Source organism: Desulfobacter sp. (assembly GCF_050177295.1).
The window spans coordinates 1-2628 of sequence record NZ_JBFXHE010000531.1 but is presented as its reverse complement, the minus strand read 5'-3'; the positions used below and the strand labels follow the sequence as shown (position 1 = coordinate 2628).

The window sequence follows — 2628 nt, the reverse complement described above, 5'->3', positions numbered from 1 at the left end:
CGTCCCAGGCTTTGCGGATATGGATGTTAATGGGACGATTCAAATCACAGGCCAGGGCCAGATGGGTTTTAAAAACCTGAATCTGAAGATCCCGGTCAGCGCCTTTGTCCATGAAATCAAGCCCGGTCTCCCCTACCCCGGCGGGTATTTTTTCCAGCCATTGGCCCAGATTCCGGGCCCAGTCCGGGCTTAGGGTATCCAGAAACCAGGGGTGAATCCCCAAACAGGGCAAAACGCAGGAAAACTTTTCCGACAATTCGGCTGTAATCCCAAAATTTTCTTCCATGGTGGCGCAGGTGGCTATTTTCACCACCCCGGCTGCCTGGGCACGCAAAACAATATCCGGGGCATTGTCAACTATCCTTGGATCATGCAGATGGGTATGAACGTCAACAAACCCGGTCATGTTTAGCTGGACAGGGAGTGAAGAAAATCAAGGGCCATGCGGTAGCCATAGTGACCAAACCCGGTGAGCTGGCCTGTGGCAATATCGGCAATCATGGAGGTGTGGCGAAAGGTTTCGCGCTTGTGGATGTTGGACAGATGCACCTCCACAATGGGGCAGGACAGCATGGACAGTGCATCGCGCAGGGCCACTGAGGTATGGGTCAGCGCACCCGGATTGATGATCACACCGGCAGGGTCCCGTTCAAACGTGAGATGGATGTAATCCAGAATCATGCCTTCGTGATTGGATTGAAAGAAATTCAGGGAAAGTCCCAATGTCTCTGCCCGGGCTTTGAGTTCCCCGTTGATCTGATCAAGGGTAAGCGCCCCGTAAATATCGGGCTCCCTTTTTCCCAGCATGTCCAAATTGGGACCATTGATGACATGAATCATGCCGGATGTTGTCTGTTTCCGTGTTTTCATTCTTTTCTCCCTGACCGCCTTTGGGTCCGGGATAGAATACCCATCCCGGAGCAAAGGCAGTTTTCAGTTATGCAAGGCTGCTGGCGGCAGCCTCAAATCCCAGATCAAAGGCATTCAGGTTCATCTCGACAAGCGCCGGTTTAATCCTGCGCTTGATCGCTTCTTTGACGTTTTCCTTTAAAAATCCCAGGGCACCAGTCTGGATCAAGGCACCCAACAGCACAATATTCACACTCATGGGAGAGCCTGCTTTACGGGCCAATGCCATGGCGTCTATGGCCACAAGGCCGGCGGTCTTCTCCTTGAGCACCCGTTTGATTTCATCCACCCCGGGGTAAGCCCCTTTGCCGATGCCCACGGTAAAAGGCGGCAGGGTGGCCGTATTGGTAATCACTTTTGTATGGGCAGAACACCGGCCAATGGCGCGCAGGGTTTCAGCCGGTTCAAATCCCAGCAGGATGTCGGCTTCCCCGTCGGAAATAATGGAGGACGAGGCATCACCGAAAACAATGGCGGACTCCACCACACCGCCGCGCTGGGCCATGCCGTGGATCTCGCTCATTCTCACCTCCACCCCTTCAATAAGGGCTGCCTCGCCCAGGACCTTGGATGCCAGAAGATTGCCCTGTCCGCCAACTGCAACGATGACCATTCTTAATGTTTTCATATCCAATTTATCTCCTTGTCTATTTCAATGGGCGGATGGCGTTTTCAGGACAGATCTGGGCGCACAACGCACAGCCCACACAGGTATCTGCATCAATTTTCACCCGGCCCGCTTCAATGTAAAAGGACGGACAGGCGATCCCGTTGATGCAATCCTTGTGGTCTTTGCATTTGTCTGTCACCTCAAACGCTCTGGGTTTTTTCAGTTTAATGCTCTTGGCCCAGAGGATACAGGGCTCTTTGGAGATGACAACGGATACGCCGTCAAAGGCCATGGCCTCTTTAAGGGTCTCAATGCTCTTTTTCACCTGAAAGGGTTTGATCACGGAAACATGCGCCACACCCAGGGCTTTGACCAAATTTTCAATATCCACCCGTCCGTACCCGGACATGCCCATCAGTTCCATGTCCACGCCCGGATGGGGCTGATGGCCGGTCATGGCGGTGATGCCGTTTTCAAGGATCACCAGGGTGAAGTTGTGGCGGTTGAACACGGCATTGACAAGGCCTGTAATGCCAGAATGAAAAAAAGTGGAGTCGCCGATTACGCTGACCACCTTCTGGTCCGTGGCCTTGCTGAAACCGCAGGAGGTACTCACCGACCCGCCCATGCAGACCACAAAATCCCCAATGGACAACGGCGGCATAAAGCCTAACGTATAGCAGCCGATATCACTGGGGTGGATGACATCCAGCCCTTCAGCAGCCTTTTTAATGGCGTAGAAGGTGGCCCTGTGGGAGCATCCGGAGCAAAGATTTGGGGGACGGTTGGCAATTTCCGGCACATCAGAGGTATCCATCTTTGGGGCCGGGGTATAATCTATACCGAAAAAGGCCGCGATCTTCTCCCGGACCATGGCTGGATGAAATTCCCCCAGGGGTGTAAACAGCCCCTCTGCCTTTCCCTGGATGGGAATGACAAGGCCCGCTTCCTGGGCACAGGCCTTGACAGCCTCTTCCATGAACGGTTCGCCCTCTTCGATGACCAGCACCTTTTCGCAGCTGCCTAAAAAAGCTTTTATCTTCTCCTTGGGCAGGGGATTGGAAAATCCCGGCCGAAGAATCCTGACCTTTGATTCAATACCCAGGTCT

General features: G+C 53.4%; 4 protein-coding genes. All 4 read right to left on the bottom strand.

The features are described 5' to 3' along the window. Window positions 1–406, bottom strand: a 406-nt coding sequence (locus AB7U36_RS22195; RefSeq protein ID WP_428161778.1) for a TatD family hydrolase, incomplete at its 3' end; no start/stop codon positions are given. 2 nt (window positions 407–408) lie between these two features. Then, entirely contained in the window at window positions 409–870 is a 462-nt protein-coding gene (gene aroQ, locus AB7U36_RS22190) for a type II 3-dehydroquinate dehydratase (protein WP_428161777.1), read from the bottom strand. A gap of 67 nt (window positions 871–937) precedes the next feature. After that, window positions 938–1537, bottom strand: coding sequence for an indolepyruvate oxidoreductase subunit beta (locus tag AB7U36_RS22185; RefSeq protein WP_428161776.1), 600 nt, complete (start codon window positions 1535–1537; stop codon window positions 938–940). 19 nt (window positions 1538–1556) lie between these two features. Further along, the coding region (locus AB7U36_RS22180; RefSeq protein WP_428161775.1) for a thiamine pyrophosphate-dependent enzyme at window positions 1557–2628 on the bottom strand (1072 nt) is incomplete at its 5' end.